Source organism: Streptomyces sp. NPDC057565 (genome assembly GCF_042801455.1).
Taxonomy (GTDB): domain Bacteria; phylum Actinomycetota; class Actinomycetes; order Streptomycetales; family Streptomycetaceae; genus Streptomyces; species Streptomyces yanii.
The window spans coordinates 463,462-478,266 of the sequence record NZ_JBHVFU010000001.1 but is presented as its reverse complement, the minus strand read 5'-3'; the positions used below and the strand labels follow the sequence as shown (position 1 = coordinate 478,266).

The following is a 14,805-nucleotide window of genomic DNA, read 5'->3' as shown; positions in this document are numbered from 1 at the left end:
GCCTGAACGAACTGCTCGTACAACCGCGGAAGTTCGGCCGCCACGATCGCCGACCCACACACGGCGCCGATGCATTGCCATCTGCGCCGATTACGGCGTCCCCCGAGCACGACCGCGCCCCGACGCCGCCGCCTTTTGCGGGTAACCTCGCCGCCTCCCGGGCTGCCTCCACCCACGTCGGGACCCTCGCGGTACCCGAGCGCACCACAGACCGAGGATGGCCAGCAGCGGGGACAGCCTCGGGTTACGGCTTGCCACGTCTCGGCACCGCTCGCCATATTCGACCCATTGCGCCACGCCCCGCGTCGGGGCACTTCCTTGCCACATAGCAAATACGAGCATATGCTCCTAAACATCGAGGTCCCGACTACGCCGGCGGTTACACCCTGCCGCTCGAGCAACGGACAGGACCCACCAGTAGACCGGTCCGCTTTGCAGCCGGTGCAACAAGAAAGAAGGACATTCCCATGGATTTGAAGCTCGAAGTCATCGTGCTGCCCGTCTCCGACGTCGATCGGGCCAAGGCCTTCTACGAGGCGGCCGGATTCCGTCTGGACCTCGACAAGGCCGCCAGTGAGGACTGGCGCGCGGTGCACTTCACGCCGCCCGGCTCCGAGTGCTCGATCCTGTTCGGCAAGGGGCTCACCTCCGCCGCCCCCGGCTCCACCCAGGGCCTGTACCTCATCGTCTCCGACATCGAGGAGGCCCGCGCGGACCTCACCGGCCGCGGCATCGAGGTGAGCGAGGTGTTCCACGACGCCGCAGGACTGCTCTACCACGGCCACGAGGCCGGGGAGGTCACCCACCAGATCGAGGGCCAGGAGCGACTTGCCGGCCTGCACCCCGACCGCGCCTCCTACGGCTCCTACGCCACCTTCAGCGACCCGGACGGCAACGGCTGGGTGCTCCAGGAGATCACAGAGCGGCTCCCCGGCCGCTGACATCACGCCAGTCACCACAGGCTCGACGGGCCTGGACCAGCCCAGCACGGCAGCCGGCCCGGCGTAGGACCGCTGGGCGCAGAGGTGCACTCCACGCCCAGCGGTACTGCCGCCATGGGGCCGCATGGGTCGCGCGCCGCCGTGCGGATCCCGCCGTGCGGATCTCCCTGGTGATGCAGGACCAGCGCGCCGCTGCGAGCCGGGCACCGAGAGGCGGCTGCCCCCAGGAGTCGTCCGCTCCCGTTGCGCAACCGCCGACGCGCGCCACGCGCCCGGGCTGCGCAGGCGGTCGGGTCGCTGGACGTCGTCGCGATTCCGGCGCGCCGCAGCGATCCCCGGGGCCGATGGTCCGGCTTCACGCAGGTCCGGCGCCGCGACGGTCGCCGGATGGACGTGCGCCTGCGCGTACCGTCGCTGTCCGGCGGCATGGCCGGCCCCAGTGAGCCGTATCGGCAACCGCCGAGGCCACGGCCTCCCTCATGGGTGCCCGAGGGATCAGTGGCGGAGTCCACCGGAAGAGTCGTGTCCTACTCGGCCCAGGGCTCGAATCCGGTGTGGAGGACGGCTTCCAGTGATGCGCGCAGCCGGGCGGCCTCTCCGGCTCCGAAGCTCTCCTCGAACTGGGCTTGCACGGCTTTCCACAGCGGTAGCGCCGACTTCACCCGGGAGAGGCCGTCCGGCGTGATCGTGACGACCCGCGCCCGACGGTCGACTGCCGATGGCTCGACGGTCACCAGACCCTCCCGCACGAGCGGCTTGAGGTTCGAGGCCAGCGTCGTGCGGTCCATGGCGATCATGTCGGCGAGGCTGGTGATCGTCATTTCTCCGTGAGCACTCAGCTTCTGCAGGATGCTGAACTGCGTCGCACGAAGACCGACCGGAGCCAGCGCCTTGTCGTACGTCGCGCCCAGGTACCGGGCCGCCTTGCGCAGGGCCAGGTTGTTGCACGAGTCGCCGAGGCTCGTCGACGCAGCGGTCATGGTCTCCTCCAGAGCTCTCCCCGGCCATAATAAGAGCACATGCTCGTAAGTACCAAAGGGCCGCCTGACTGTCGGTGACGAGTGGCGAGCCAGGACAGGTCGACCCGAATGATCCGCCTTGCCGTTCTGCAAATAGGAGCATATGCTCCTATCTATCGATGGCCCTTCTTGATCGACCTCTCCGCGCCACACCCCTCCATCAGAAAGCCCCGTCATGAACATCCCCATCGGATCCGCTTCTGAGCAGACGTCCTCCGCCACGGCCGGGCTCTCCCCCGAGCCCCGCGAGGCCGCCCGCCGGCCTCCGGTGAGGGTCTGGCTCCAGCCGACTCTGATCGCTCTGGTCGTCGTGACGGCCTTCATCGCCTGCTACGTCGGTCTGCAGCGCGACCCCAAGCCCCATCAGGTCGACATCGCCGTCACCGGACCGGACCTGCCGGGCGAAATACACCGGGCTCTTGGCGACGCCGTCGAGGTCCACCCGGTCGCTGACGCCGAGGCAGCGCGCCGCGCAGTGGAGCGCCACGACGTCGTGGCCGCGCTCAGCACCGACGGTCCGGGCCAGCTGCGCCTGGAGATCGCAGGAGCAGTCGGCGCGTCCACCACATCGGCCGTAAACAACCTCGTCGGCACCTACGCCCATGGTGCGGGCAAGCACGTCACCACCGAGGACGTCGTCCCCCTGACCCACTTCGACGCCCGGGGGCTTGCCGGCTTCTACATGGCCTTCGGAGTGACACTGGCCGGTTTCGTCCTCGGCTCGAACGCTCTCGGCCTGGCCGGTGTCTTGCACCTGCGTCACCGGTTCCGGCTGCTGGCCGGCGCCTCCGTGGCCATCGGCACCGTCGCAGCGATCATCGCCGGCCCCATTTTGGGATCGGTCCCGGCCCCGATCGTCCCGTTGATCCTCACTCTCACCCTCCTGGCAGCTGCGGCCGCCTTCACCACCAAACTTCTCGGCACCTACCTCGGCCCGATCGGAGTCCCGGTCGCCACCCTCCTGCTCCTGACCGTCGGCAACGCCACCAGCGGTGCCACCATTGGCGCCGATCTGCTGCCCGCAGCGGCCCGAACCATCTCCGCACTACTGCCACCTGGCGCAGCCGTCCGCACCATCACCGACCTGAGCTACTTCAACGGCGCGCACGCAGCAGGCCCTGTGGTCACGCTTGCACTGTGGGCCGCCATCGCCGCAGGCCTGCTCGGCCTGCGCCCCCGCCTGATGCGGCGCACCGCAGCTGCCTCCTGACCCGTATCCCCGGCCCCGGCCGTTCCACCACCGCCACGTCTGAAAGGCACTACCGATGACCGCCGACGACCAGGACCTGAGCCCATCGAGCCCGCCCCCTCACACAGCCAACCGCCTCACCACGATGGCCTGCCTGCACCAAGAAGGAGACCGACCGATGGCTGCCGGCAACCTCGTTCTCATCGCCAAGGCCGGTGGCGTGGGCCGCACAGTCCTTGAGCAACTGCGCTCGAGGGTGTCGGGACGACATCGAACGCGTGACGGGCCTACCTGCCCAGTCGGTCGAAGAGTTCGTGGCCGCTCGCAAGGACTTCTACCTGGGCTGAGCCGCTCTGGCCGGCCCCGGACGTTCGTCACAGAAACACCGCTTCCAGGCGGCTTCCGCGGAGACCCCCGACCTTGGTCGGCCGTATCCAGGAACCTTCACGAGCTCTTGAGGAGACGATGCAGTGAAACCTGCCCAGGAGAGCCCCGACCCTGCTGAAATGGCGCGCCGCGCCCGGTTCGGCAGGCTGCCGAACCGGATCCTCACAGAGGAGATGGTCGAAGAACGGGCGGCCACCGTGCCGGACCCGGCGAAGAACACGTACAACGCCGACGAGTGGCTAGTTCGGTACTGCCTATGAGCCACATCGGCCCAAACAGAGGATTCCCATGCACGTGCCCAAACCGTTCCTAGCCAGTGTGCGTGAGTGAGTCCTGGACCCACTGCTGCGTACCGGGCGCATCCCGAACGGTGTTGGATGCGCTGGGTTCCCGCGTTCGCGTCCCGTTCGGTGACGGCCCTCCGGGCGGCCGGTCCGTTGCGGGTGGGCGGGTTCCCTCACGCCCCCGGGTGCCTGGTCCGGCCTGGACGGTCCGATGCCCCGCACGATCACTCCGGTCGTGCGGGGGCGGTGCCGTCCGACGCCGGACCGGGTGCCCGAGGGCGCGTCGTCCGATCGCGATACCGGCGGCATCGTGACGGGACATGGTGCGGTGCGGGGTGACCAGTGGTTTCTGCCAGTGCTGGGCACCCCACCGGGAGGTGTAGGCCGGGTCGACCGCGACGATCGCAAGGCCGTGTTCGGCTGCCATCGACACCAGCCGGGCCTTCAGTTTCCCGGTCGGAATACCGGAGATCAGCTGCCGGAACCGCTTCCTGCGGCCGTGCTTCTCCCGGGTCTTCTCGGTGCTGAAGTCGAGATCTTCGATCCCGATCGCCGCGACCCCGACACGCACCGCCCAGTGGATCAGCCGGGTCAGCGCGTGGCGGAGCTGCGCATCGCGGTGACCGGCAGTCCCGGACAGGTCGAAGCCGAAGCGGCGCGGGTCACCGACGGGATTGCCGTGCCGGTCCAGCCGGTAGGCGGCGAAGTGATCGGCATTGGTGTCGACACCGATCACGCCCCGGGCACGGGCGGCGGACAGCGTCATGGTCTTCACGACGGGACGTTGCCAGGACGCGGTGAGGTACCAGCGGCCGCGCCGGGTGTCGAGGTGGATGCGGTAGGCCACGGCCCGGTTGGCGGCGATGCGGTCGGCCCACTCCGCACCCCGGTGCGCGAACGCGATCCGGGTGGTGAGGACGTACCGGCCGTGCCCGGCGTTGGCCAGGTGCGCGAGCGGGGCAGGCAGCCTGATGCTGACCTCGCCGTCCGGGGTGACGCGGATCGTCTCGTTCCCGAACCGCTTCCCCGACTCACCATCCGCCGCGATGAACCAGCGCTCCGCCTCCCACCGTTCCCGCCACTGCTCCTCGGTGAGCCCGGCCTCGGCGAGATGGTGGCGGGTGTTGAGCAGACGCTTACCGCCCCGCACCACCCGCACCCGCCCGGCCTGCCGGTCGGCGACAACGGCCGCATGCCGCGCCTCCAGTGCCGCCAGGCGGCGGGACTTGCGGAACCACTCACCCCGGGAGCGGTAGCCCCCCGCGGCCCGCTTCGTTCCGGGTTCACCGATCGGGAGGGACAGGCGGTGCCGCAGCGTCCTGATCCCGGCTGCCAGATTCTGGATGTGCGCCGCCTGGCAACGGCGCGCGAGCGCCCACTGATCGTGGGTGGCCTTGGTGATCGCACCCGCGATCCGCGACGACGACTCCTTCGTCAGGTCCCGCTTACGCGCTGCCCAGCTGTCCGCACTGTGCTCCAGACCATCCGCGCAGCGCGCCTTGAGATCACGCGAAGCCAGACGGCCCTGGTGCTCCCCGACCCAGCGGAGGACTTCCTCGTCCCGGGGCGTGAGGTGCTTGAGCCGGTCCCGGATCGCCACCCCGCAGGGCCCAGGCACCACGAAGGGTGCCGCAAACTCCCGCACACCACCCCCTCCCGCAAGGCCGGACGCCTGCCACCCAGCCCAACGAGCAACAGCCGCAAAAGGTCACCCATTCGGCCCCAGAACCACCGTTCCCACCCGCGCGAACCCACTGACGGGACTCACTCCCGCTCACCACAACTCACATCAACGCAGCAAACCGACAGCAGCTCACAACCCCTCATGGCAGTGTCGCTCGCGGTTCTCTCGATAGCTGTCGCCTTGAGCTGCTTCGCTCACGCCCTCTGACTGCCCAGCACTGATCGCTCCCGCCCCGCCGACCCGCACCGCGACGACGGCCAGGCCGTCGCCGTCGTAGGACGCCGCCGTTCTCCAGCCCGTTGTCGGTCTTCGGAGCGAACTGTCCTGTGACAGCAAACCTTGAGCGTGTCCGTCGAGCGTGTGAGGCGGTGGGCAGTTGCCCCTCTGGCGGCCTCCCCCGCGACGGGTTCCGGCGGGAAGTGCCGATCCAGGCTCTCCGCCCAACGCTGCGGCGCAACAAAGCCGGTGGTGCCGGCCTGTGCCTGGACCGGTCGGCGCGGACTCCGCCTGCACGGTTCGTCACGCCGATCGAGAGACTGCCGAAGAGACTGGATACTCTCCCGGTATGAAGATCATGATGGGTGGTCTCGCGGCCGGGGTGGGATTCGGGACGGCCACCTCGCTCATCAACGCGCTCTCCTCCCCCTACGCAGAGCTCGGCGCCCCGCTCACGGGCACTGTTTGGGCCAGTGCTGCCAAGGTGCTCAGCCTGCTGATGGACGCAGGCTGGTCCTGGGCCGCGCTCGCGGTGGCGATGGGCTGGCTGGCCGGGACCCGGGCCTTGGGCGCGCTGGTTGGGGCCCTGGCGCTGATCGCTGCCACGGGGGCGTACTACGTGACGGACGCCTTCGTCTGGGGAGCCGAAACGGATCTGGTCAGGTGGTGGGTGGTGGGTCTGCCGTTCGGGTTGGTTCTGGGTGTGGTGGGTGCAACCATCAGGCGGCCTGGATTGACCGGCTTGCTTGCCGCGTTGACAGTGCCGGTGGGTGCTGCCCTGCAGATGGTCGTACTACCGCCCCGGCCGCACCTCACCCTGACCCCGGCCATTGTTCTCGCCGAGGCCATCGTCTGGACGGCCTCCGCGCTGGGCGCCGGCTGGGCTGTCCACCATTTCTGGGCCGCGAAGCGTGCAGGCACTGCCGGATAGCGGAACCAACAGGGAGACCTCTCCGCGTCATGGGCAAGCCGACCGCAGCACCTCGCAGGAACTCGGTCACATCGCTACTCCTCGATATCACCGATGGCGACGCGGAGGTCATGCAAGCCCTCCAGGATCGCGATGACCGATGCCTCCGTCCGGTCGAGAGCTCGTCGGGTGGCCCGAATGTCACCGCGCTCGAAAAAGAGCCGGGCGCTGAGTGCGTCCGTAGCCGCCACGACGGCCGCCCAGGACGCCGCCCGGCGAGGAGGCCCCTCTTCCTCCGGCCCCATGAGTTGCACCGCGGTGAGTTGCAACCGGTTCGCCAGCACGACGGAGGAAACCTGTGAGTCGGGTCCTGCCTGCTCCGTCCATCCGAGCAGCACTTCGGCGACGTCCTCCAGCGGTTGCCTGCCCACGCCGGTCGAGGCAGTGATTTCCAGTTCTGTTTTGGCCAGCAGGGCGCCCAGCAGTCGCAGCCGGTCCTCGACCTGCGGGCCCTCGGGCCACACGTCCGGATCCAGTACTGGTTCAGCCCCCAGGGCGACGAGGGCTGCGTAGATCTGCTCCGCACTCACCGGGTGCACGCTTCTGATACTCACCTTCTCAGCTTCACCGCACGAGGGCGGCAGCGCACGCACCGCTCGCCGGTCACTGTCGAGGACATCACCGCCATCGACTGTGCCGATATCCGCACGTTCGTTCTCGCTCCGACAGTCATTCACCTCCGCGGTGGACGTGGCCGGGATGCCCTCCGTCGGGCCTGCGTCGCCACTTCCGGCCGGGACGACTACATCACCCCTTGACGGGGTTGAAGAGTCAAGGCGGGCGCAGCACCCGGACGCCGGGGGCTTTCGTCGACGCCGCCCCCGCTGGGTTGTCGCTACCGCGTGAGTCCACATCAAGTCCCGCCCTCCTCGGGGCGGTAGGTCGAGCGTCGGCCACCGGACCCGTATCCAGCACGTGAAGCCCGTTGCCCACACTGCCGCCGGGCATACTGACGACCGTGGTGTGGAAGCGATCCATGCATGACCGAAAGTGCGAGCCCCCGTACGTCCACGCCGCGGATTACCGTGCTGGGAGTACAGCCCGGTGATCCTCCCTTCCGTCTTGTGGAGATCGACGGAGAGGTCGTGAAAGCGGCAGAGTCGATCACGGACGTGCTCTTCACCGCTGCTGCCGCAGGGATCACGGTCCACGACCTCGACGACCCGGAAGTGGTCCGGTGGGTGGGTGGCGACAAGTTCACCTGGAGGCCGCACTGAAAAGTCATCAGGCGCCGCCGCACCGTCGCGCCACCGTCCCGCGGTCCGCCACTCGTCGGCCAGGTCCCGGAGGGTACCCGAGCATCATTACGTAACAGACGTATCGCTAAGGTGTCCCCGGTGATCCCGGGCCACCGGGGCCGTGAAGATACAGAAGGGGAAGGCCCAGCGCAGCGCTCTCACGAGTGGACGGCGCCGACGTGATCGCCCTGGCGCAGGCATCCATGGCCCGAGCCGCGGATGGCTGGGCGGGTCCTGTTCCTGTGCTGTGCAGTCCTCGTCCCGGCTTTCGGGCAGCGGCCGCCCTCGCCGCCGACGGCGGCGAGGAGACCAAGACGGGAGACCGGCTCCTACGAGCACGGGAAGGCGCCAAATGAACCGACGAGTATTCGGATGAGGCGATGAAGTGATGTGGCCGCGAGTCAATGGTATGCGCGCATTGGAACTCGGCACTCCGGGCGAGTTGCGGGTCGAGTTGAACTCATTCGTCCTGGCCGGAAAGAAGATCGCTACCACCGGTCTGCTTGCGGAATACGCCGGCGAGACCGAGGGCTTGGAGTATCCCGGTGAGCGGCTGGCCCTCTTGGACAACGACGGCCAGGCCATCGCCACCGTTGAGATCACCGGAGTGGAGGTGAAGCCCTTCATCGAGGTGACGTGGGAACATGCTGCGGCCGAAGGAGAGGGCGATGCCTCACTTGAGGAGTGGCGCGCCGGCCACCGTCGTTTCTGGAGCCGGATAGGAACTCCGGTCGAGGATGACACTCCCCTGGTGTGTCTGACCTTCCGGCTCACCGCAAGTCCCTGACGTCATTTCGCTCGAAGGCCGGCCATCATGACCTCAGCGCACGGCGCGATGAGCAGGAGGGACCTGGCGCCGGCTCCCGGCCCCGCCACACTTCGGCACCTGCCGAAGTGTCTGGCTCCTAGGCTCCGCACCATGAACGCCGCACCTCTCAGCACCCTGACCACAGACACAGCCGCCCCCCGTACAGCGATCGAGCCGAGCATTCTGTACTTCGGGACTCCGGTGGTCCTCCTCTCGACAGAGAACCCGGACGGCTCGTCCAACCTCGCTCCCATCTCCTCCGCGTGGGCGCTCGATCGGACAGTCGTGCTCGGTCTGGGCCGCGACGGGCAAACCGCACAGAACCTGGGCAGCCGGCCCGACCTCGTGATCAATCTGCCTGACCCCGCCCTGTGGCCTGCGGTGGAGCGACTGGCACCGCTGACCGGCCGGAATCCGGTACCCGCGACCAAGGCGCAGGGCTGCCGTTACGAGCCGGACAAGTTCACCGCGGCCGGCCTGCACAGCGCGCCCTCCCACACGGTACGGCCGCCTCGCGTTGCCGAATGCCCCCTTCAGCTGGAGGCCCGTGCCGAGCAGGTACGGCCGGACGTCTCAGGAGACTTCGTCATCGTTGAGGCCGTCGTACGGAAGGTCCACGCCGACCCCCGGATCGTCGTTCCCGGCACCGACCACATCGACCCTGCCACCTGGAGCCCGCTCATCTACAACTTCCGCCACTACTTCGGACTCGGCCCCGAACTCGGCCACTCCTACCGGACCCGGACCCCGGTACAGACAGAGCAATGAGCTGCGCCTGACTCCGCGTCATCATCTTGGCGTCTGCTGCCGGACTCGGGGCGTGGCACCCGTGACGTTCCCCTCCTTACGGGTGTTGGGCCCTGTGGCGTGCGCACCTTCGACCCCTCGGGAGGCGTACGCCTGGGCCCTGGACCCTCAGACCAGGGCCCCGCAGCTGTTCCCGGGTGCTGCGACCCTGCACCGTGCCGGGCAGTGGGAAGCCGGAGCCTGGGCGTACGAGTCCGGCGTGCCGCCACCCTCTGTGGGTGGTGGCACGCCGGATCAGAAGGGTTGCACCCCGGGGGCGGAAAAGGTGCACCCTTGGTCGTCAGCGGCGGTAGCCCCAGGAGTGGGTGTCCACGGTACGGCCGCGGTTGTCGCGCAGGGTCGCCTTGTCGGCGTAGTTGCTCCAGATGTAGTCCCGGCTGCGCTGGTAGACGTCCCGACGGGTGTCACGGCCGAACCCGGTGTGGACCCGGACCGTGGAGCGGCCGGCCAGGCGCACGTCGTCGAAGCGGTACAGGTTGCCGCTCCGGTCCGTGAGTGACCATCCGTCCAGGTCGACCGCGCGGCGGCCGGTGTTGGTGACCTCCACCCACTCCCGGTTCAGCGAACGGTTCGACCAGTCGTCACGACCGGGACTGTCGTACTGGATGTCGCCGAGGACAACGTTGGAGTACGACTGGTGACGGCCGTGCCCGTACCCGTGGCCACCGTCGGCGGCAGCCGGCATCGCCGCCACAGCGACCACGGAACCGGCCGCCACAGCAGTAGCGGCGATACGTCGGACGAAACGAGAATCAGACATTGATGTCCCCTCAGACAAAGGCGCCCAGGACCCGGTCAAGGGCCATGCTGCGCGGTGCGGATCCCGGCCCCTCAGGCCGAGAACCCACAGCCTGGACCACCTCCCCCACTTCCAGCCGCAACTCCGATTCGAGTTACTCAATCCGGACATTTCCGTAACTTACGCTTGCATTGATCAAGCACCCCCGACCGGGCGTGCCGCTGACATCGAATACCGGATCCACGCGCCCGGCCCCCAGCCGGGAACAAACCTTTCCAGCTTCCCCGCGCACCCCGGCGCCCCACCCCGCGAACCACCCATCCAGCAGACACACATCGGTAACAGCTACAGCACCGCGTGTGGACGGATATCTCCGCCGTCGACCGGTCCGATGCCGGACAAGCCACTGATCGTCGTGGGGCGTCGAGCGGCTGATCAACGCGAGCCACGTTCGACAAGTGCGCCCCTGGCGCAAGGGCAGGCCTTGTGCCAGGGGCGCGGTCAGGGAGCGGGGGTCAGCGCACGGCGTAGGCCTTGATCAGGGTCTGCTCGACCTTGCTGCCGCCCGTGTCCTGTGCCTTGACGCGCAGGGACACGTAGCCCGATGCCGGGTTGGTCAGGGACACCTTGTAGTGGCCGTCGCTCTTGGTCTTCACCGTCGCGGGGCTCCAGGTGGCACCGTCGTCGGTGGACACCTCCACCTCGACCCCGTCGACGTCCGCAGTGGCGCCGCCCTGGAGTGCGAACGCCAGGTCGAAGTCGTAGGTGCTGCCGCCCTGGGTGGTGTTCTCCGCGTCCAGGTTCAGGCCGTACTGCGGCCAGAGCAGCGCCAGGTTCTCCTTGGCGCTCGCCGGCCGGGCGGACTTGAACGTCCATGCAGTGCTGGTCTGCGTGGACAGCGGGAACCATGCCGGGCGCGACGCGTCGAGAGTGATCCGGTAGGTCGCAGGGTCGGCGCCGACCGGCAGCCCCGTCAGCGAGGGGTAATTCGTCTCCTTGAGGAGCTGCCCGTCCTGGTACACCCGCATCATCGTCTCGTCGGCGGCGGCGTACTGGCCGTAGTGCCCCGGCTGGCTGTCACTCATCTCCGGGAGGATGAGGGTGGCCTTGTCAGCCTCGCGGAACGCGTAGGCGGCCTCCGGTCCGGCCGGGCCGTTCGCCGCGCCCAGCCAGGTCTCCTCGTGCTGCTCGCCCGGCTTGTAGTTGCGGAGTACGTCCTTCACGGTGCGCTGGATGTCGTTGCGGTCCGGGTAGACCGTCTGGAACCACCGCATGTCCTTCATCGTCGGCCACTTGCTGCCGGTGGAGTACCACTCCTCCCGGTCCACCGGTGCGTCGAAGTAATCGATCACCTGCGTGATCATGGTCTCTCCCGGGCGGACCGCCGAGTCGGTCTCGCCGAGGTAGCTGCCCTTGGTGCCGCGGTAGTGGGACGTCACCACGGCCGAGTTCTCCGCCGTGACCGCGTCGACGGGGTCGGCCGGAATGCCGCCGGGAACCATCATTGCGATGTTGTAGACGTAGGGGTGATTGCCGATGCCCTGCAGGTTGATCTGCGTGGGACCGTCGGCCATCCGGTCGAAGAGCACCTTGCCCTGGTCCTGGGTGAGGCTCCAGGCGGGGATGGCAGTGCGGGTGACGCGCGGCACGATGGTGGCGAAGGGGCCGGGCCGGTCGTTGACGATGATCACTGCTTTCGCGCCGGCACCGGTCACCGCTGCGATCTGGTCGGGAGTCTTCCGGGTGGCATCGCGGGTGACGACCGCGAGCTTGCCACCGAGGTCCTTGCCGGCCAGGTCCTCCGGCCGTGCCATGCCGGCGTCGACCGCCTGGAGCGTGCTGGGGCCGTGCAGCCGGGCCGCGTACACCACCGGCTCGAGCGGGAGCGCGCCTTCCTGTCCGGCAATGGATGCCCGGATCACCGGCGAGTACCTGCGCTGCTGGAAGTTGAACTCGAACGTGCCGTTCGTCACCGGCTCGGTGGGCACCACATAGGCGTGGTCCCAGAGCTGGCTCGACGCGCCCTTCATGTAGTCGATCCCCAGCTTGCCGGGGAGTTTCTGGCGGTACCCGAGCTTGTAGCCGTTCGGCTCGGACTCCTTGGGCGTCGCGACCTTGACCTCCTTGCCCAGCCGGGCGTCCAGCGTGATCGTGTGATCCGCCTTCATTTCCAGCATGGGATCGCCGGCGAGGGTGTGGTTCAGGATCTGGCCCGAGACAGGGTCCTTCGTGTAGACGACACCCATGACGGAGTAGCGTCCCACCGGCAGTGCGACAGTCTTGGTTCCGCCCTGGGGGAAGACCTGGCGGACAACACCGTTGTCCAGGTCGAAGGCCACGAGCTCGGCGGTCGCCGGGTTTCCGCTCCGGTCGATCGTGTTGACGGTGAGGTCGACGGTGGGCACGTCCTTCGTCGCGCCGACGGTGGTGTGGATCGCGGTGCCGTCGGCCGCGGTGGCGGTGATGATCCCGGTGTAGTCGCCCACGGCGCCGAGCTCGGGGCGGTAGGTCACCGTCACGCCGGCGGTGGAGTTCGCCGGGACCGTCACGCTGTCGGCGTTGAGCGTGAACATGCCGTCCGGCGGAGGCGCGGTCTCCCCGACGCTGAACAGGCGCAGCGACAGCGTCTTGTCCGTGGAGGAGGTGTTGGTGTAGGTGACCGTCCTGGTGACCGGAGCGCTCTCGGCCGACTTCTTGCCCATGCTCACGACGGCGGGGGTGGAGTAGACCGTGGCGTCGATCGCCTTGGGTACGTCGACCCGGCCACCGCCCTGCTGGTAGGCCGTGTAGGAGCCCTGCTTGGCGGTGCTGACCAGCACCTGCTTGAGCCGGTCGGCGGTCCAGTCCGGGTGACGCTGGGCAAGGATCGCCGCGGCGCCGGACACATGCGGGGTGGCCATCGAGGTGCCGTTGGCCGAGGTGTAGTTGTCGTCGACCGGGGTGCCCATCGTGGTGCCGGCCGCACGCGCGGCAACGATGTCCACGCCCGGTGCGGTGATCTCCGGCTTGACCGCGAAGGTGTCCTTGACCGGGCCGCGGCTGGAGAAGCCTGCGAGCTGGTCCTGCTTGTTCACCGCGCCGACGGTCAGTGCGTCCTCGGCGGCGCCCGGCGCGCCCACGGTCCCCTTGCTCGGGCCCGTATTGCCGGCCGCGATGACGAACAGCGTGCCGGAGGACTCGGTGAGTTGATTGACGGCCTGGCTCAGCGGGTCGGTGCCGTCACTGCCGGCCGCCGAACCCAGGCTCATGCTGACGATGTCCGCACCCTGGGCAACCGCCCACTCCATGCCGGCCATGACCCCCGAATCGCTGCCTGAACCAGCGCTGTTGAGGACCTTGCCGATGTACAGGTCGGCGCCCGGCGCCACACCCTTGTACTTGCCGCCGGAAGCGGCACCCGAGCCAGCGATGGTCGAGGCGACATGTGTGCCGTGACCGTGGTGGTCGACCGCGTCGGGGTCGTCGGTGAAGTTCTGGGTCTTCTTCACCCGCCCTGCCACATCGGGGTGGTTAGGGTCGATACCGGTGTCGAGGACGGCCACCTTGGTTCCGGTGCCGTCGTATCCGGCCGCCCAGGCTTCCGGCGCGCCGATCTGCGGCACGCTCTGGTCCAGCGTCACCTTGACCGGCTTGTCGAGCCAGAGCTTCTTGATGCCGTCGGCGAGCTTCGGCGCCTTCGTCGCCTTCGTCGCGGCCGCGCTGTCGTCGTCGACCGCCTCCCAGAACGTCGACGCCTTCTTCTTGCTCGCGTGCAGCGCCACCGCGTTGGCACTGGGCAGCTCGTCGGCCTTCACCGAACCGGCCGGCGCGGCCTGCTTCAGCGCCTTGCCGGCCTTGCCCGGCGCGCCCCCGTAGGTCGCGAGCAGCGGCACGGCGGCGCGGTGCGCGTCGTCGTAGCCGTACTCGACCAGCTTGGTGACGTTGAACAGCTCGCGGTCGAGCTCGTTCGCGGCAAGGTACGGCTGCGCCTTGTCCGGGATGACATAGACCTCTTCACCCACCTTCATGGAGGAGAACGCCGCCGGAATACCGTCGGCCGAGGGCTCGACCGTCGCCGCCTGGAAGCCGTTGGCGTGGCGCTCCAGCGTCACCACCTCGCCCGTGACGAGGGTGAGCTTGTGCGTGGCGACAACAGGGCCGTTCTGCTGCGGTTGGGCGGCTTCGGGAGCCGGCGTCGCCGCGGCGGCCACGGGGAGGACGCCGAGCGTGCCGGCCACACAGGCCGCGGTGAGCATCCCCAGGGCCGTCCGCACCGGACGGCGTGTCAGCCGGTAGGCTATGGGGGTCGTCGGGCTGGCCGAGGATCCGGTCGATCCAGCTGGTCGTGACTGTCTCATCAAGGCGATGACCTTCTCTGAGGGGGAACAGGGGCGCACGAAAGCCACGCGGCCACGGGAACGGGGCGCCGCGTCGGATCACTGTGTTTGGCGGGGTGTGTGGTTGTGCTGCTCTATGGGGCGAGAGCGGTGAGCAGCACCGGGTCGGCGGACCGCGCGCCGCGTTGATGCAGCGGCCGTGCACCG

At 68.6% G+C, this 14,805-nt stretch carries 12 protein-coding genes; 7 read left to right on the top strand and 5 right to left on the bottom strand.

The window, feature by feature from the left end:
- Positions 1-467 precede the first annotated feature (467 nt).
- Positions 468-941, top strand: coding sequence for a VOC family protein (locus tag ACFU8W_RS02000; protein WP_384031358.1), 474 nt, complete (start codon positions 468-470; stop codon positions 939-941).
- A gap of 527 nt (positions 942-1,468) precedes the next feature.
- On the opposite strand, the gene ACFU8W_RS01995 is transcribed toward ACFU8W_RS02000, so the two are convergent.
- A complete protein-coding gene (locus tag ACFU8W_RS01995; protein WP_384031356.1) occupies positions 1,469-1,921 on the bottom strand; it encodes a MarR family winged helix-turn-helix transcriptional regulator in 453 nt (150 codons plus the stop codon).
- 214 nt (positions 1,922-2,135) lie between these two features.
- Here ACFU8W_RS01995 and ACFU8W_RS01990 point away from each other — a divergent pair, with 214 nt between their 5' ends.
- A complete protein-coding gene (locus ACFU8W_RS01990) occupies positions 2,136-3,170 on the top strand; it encodes a hypothetical protein (protein WP_384031354.1) in 1,035 nt (344 codons plus the stop codon).
- A 449-nt stretch (positions 3,171-3,619) separates the two neighbouring features.
- Positions 3,620-3,796, top strand: a complete 177-nt coding sequence (locus tag ACFU8W_RS01985) for a hypothetical protein (RefSeq protein WP_384031352.1) — start codon at positions 3,620-3,622, stop codon at positions 3,794-3,796.
- Positions 3,797-3,845: 49 nt separating this feature from the next.
- Here the strand turns inward: ACFU8W_RS01985 and ACFU8W_RS01980 are convergent, their stop codons facing one another.
- The gene (locus ACFU8W_RS01980) at positions 3,846-5,465 is read right to left on the bottom strand and encodes an IS200/IS605 family accessory protein TnpB-related protein (protein ID WP_384031350.1); all 1,620 of its coding nucleotides are present in this window, start codon (positions 5,463-5,465) and stop codon (positions 3,846-3,848) included.
- Between the two features lie 604 nt (positions 5,466-6,069).
- Here ACFU8W_RS01980 and ACFU8W_RS01975 point away from each other — a divergent pair.
- Complete coding sequence (locus ACFU8W_RS01975) at positions 6,070-6,651, top strand: hypothetical protein (protein WP_384031349.1); 582 nt, start codon at positions 6,070-6,072, stop codon at positions 6,649-6,651.
- A 74-nt stretch (positions 6,652-6,725) separates the two neighbouring features.
- On the opposite strand, the gene ACFU8W_RS01970 is transcribed toward ACFU8W_RS01975, so the two are convergent.
- Positions 6,726-7,244, bottom strand: a complete 519-nt coding sequence (locus tag ACFU8W_RS01970; RefSeq protein ID WP_384031347.1) for a hypothetical protein — start codon at positions 7,242-7,244, stop codon at positions 6,726-6,728.
- A gap of 426 nt (positions 7,245-7,670) precedes the next feature.
- On the opposite strand from ACFU8W_RS01970, the gene ACFU8W_RS01965 reads away from it, so the two are divergent.
- The 3 genes from ACFU8W_RS01965 (at position 7,671) to ACFU8W_RS01955 (ending at position 9,504) form a co-directional block, all read left to right on the top strand.
- Entirely contained in the window at positions 7,671-7,907 is a 237-nt protein-coding gene (locus ACFU8W_RS01965; RefSeq protein ID WP_384031344.1) for a hypothetical protein, read from the top strand.
- A gap of 430 nt (positions 7,908-8,337) precedes the next feature.
- Positions 8,338-8,715, top strand: a complete 378-nt coding sequence (locus ACFU8W_RS01960; RefSeq protein ID WP_384031340.1) for an ASCH domain-containing protein — start codon at positions 8,338-8,340, stop codon at positions 8,713-8,715.
- 132 nt (positions 8,716-8,847) lie between these two features.
- Positions 8,848-9,504, top strand: a complete 657-nt coding sequence (locus ACFU8W_RS01955; RefSeq protein ID WP_384031338.1) for a flavin reductase family protein — start codon at positions 8,848-8,850, stop codon at positions 9,502-9,504.
- A gap of 319 nt (positions 9,505-9,823) precedes the next feature.
- Here ACFU8W_RS01955 and ACFU8W_RS01950 read toward each other — a convergent pair whose 3' ends face one another.
- Both ACFU8W_RS01950 and ACFU8W_RS01945 read right to left on the bottom strand, forming a co-directional pair.
- Positions 9,824-10,303: a lamin tail domain-containing protein gene (locus ACFU8W_RS01950; RefSeq protein WP_384031337.1), complete on the bottom strand. Its 480-nt coding sequence runs from the start codon at positions 10,301-10,303 to the stop codon at positions 9,824-9,826.
- Between the two features lie 494 nt (positions 10,304-10,797).
- On the bottom strand, positions 10,798-14,535 hold the full coding sequence (locus ACFU8W_RS01945) for a S8 family serine peptidase (protein WP_384031335.1): 3,738 nt from the start codon (positions 14,533-14,535) through the stop codon (positions 10,798-10,800).
- Between the last annotated feature and the right edge of the window lie 270 nt (positions 14,536-14,805).

What these genes read in the sequence shown, in the direction of transcription:
- ACFU8W_RS02000 (WP_384031358.1), top strand. Translation starts at nt 468, where the DNA reads ATGGATTTGAAGCTCGAAGTCATCGTGCTGCCCGTCTCCGACGTCGAT.
- ACFU8W_RS01995 (WP_384031356.1), bottom strand. Translation starts at nt 1,921, where the DNA reads ATGACCGCTGCGTCGACGAGCCTCGGCGACTCGTGCAACAACCTGGCC.
- ACFU8W_RS01990 (WP_384031354.1), top strand. Translation starts at nt 2,136, where the DNA reads ATGAACATCCCCATCGGATCCGCTTCTGAGCAGACGTCCTCCGCCACG.
- ACFU8W_RS01975 (WP_384031349.1), top strand. Translation starts at nt 6,070, where the DNA reads ATGAAGATCATGATGGGTGGTCTCGCGGCCGGGGTGGGATTCGGGACG.
- ACFU8W_RS01965 (WP_384031344.1), top strand. Translation starts at nt 7,671, where the DNA reads ATGACCGAAAGTGCGAGCCCCCGTACGTCCACGCCGCGGATTACCGTG.
- ACFU8W_RS01960 (WP_384031340.1), top strand. Translation starts at nt 8,338, where the DNA reads ATGCGCGCATTGGAACTCGGCACTCCGGGCGAGTTGCGGGTCGAGTTG.
- ACFU8W_RS01955 (WP_384031338.1), top strand. Translation starts at nt 8,848, where the DNA reads ATGAACGCCGCACCTCTCAGCACCCTGACCACAGACACAGCCGCCCCC.
- ACFU8W_RS01950 (WP_384031337.1), bottom strand. Translation starts at nt 10,303, where the DNA reads ATGTCTGATTCTCGTTTCGTCCGACGTATCGCCGCTACTGCTGTGGCG.